The sequence below is a fragment of the Nioella sediminis genome (assembly GCF_001879695.1).
In the GTDB taxonomy this organism is placed as follows: domain Bacteria; phylum Pseudomonadota; class Alphaproteobacteria; order Rhodobacterales; family Rhodobacteraceae; genus Nioella; species Nioella sediminis.
On the sequence record NZ_MNBL01000177.1, the window covers coordinates 1 to 642 of the forward strand.

The following is a 642-nucleotide window of genomic DNA, read 5'->3' on the forward strand; positions in this document are numbered from 1 at the left end:
CGCTTATGCGAGGATCTTCGACACGACGCCGGAGCCGACGGTGCGGCCGCCTTCGCGGATGGCGAAGCGCAGGCCGTCTTCCATGGCGATCGGCGCGATCAGCTCAACCGTGAACTTCAGGTTGTCGCCGGGCATCACCATCTCGGTGCCCTCGGGCAGCTGAACGGTGCCGGTCACGTCCGTGGTGCGGAAGTAGAACTGCGGACGGTAGTTCGCGAAGAACGGCGTGTGACGGCCACCTTCTTCCTTGGTCAGAATGTAGACCTCGGCTTCGAACTGGGTGTGCGGGTTCACGGAGCCCGGCTTACACAGAACCTGGCCACGCTCCACGCCGTCACGGTCCACACCGCGCAGCAGGGCGCCGATGTTGTCGCCGGCTTCACCACGATCCAGCAGCTTGCGGAACATTTCCACGCCGGTACAGGTGGTCTTCTTGGTGTCGCGGATGCCGACGATCTCGATCTCGTCGCCCACGTTGATCACACCACGCTCCACACGGCCGGTCACAACCGTGCCGCGGCCGGAGATCGAGAACACGTCCTCGATCGGCATCAGGAAGGGCTGGTCCACGGCACGCTCGGGCTGCGGGATGTACTCGTCGACAGCCGCCATCAGTTCGCGGATCTTGTTCTCGCCGATCTC

General features: G+C 64.2%; 1 protein-coding gene. It reads right to left on the minus strand.

The genetic code is table 11. The features are described 5' to 3' along the window. Positions 1-3 precede the first annotated feature (3 nt). The coding region (locus BKY26_RS19250) for an EF-Tu C-terminal domain-related protein (protein WP_083431527.1) at positions 4-642 on the minus strand (639 nt) is incomplete at its 5' end.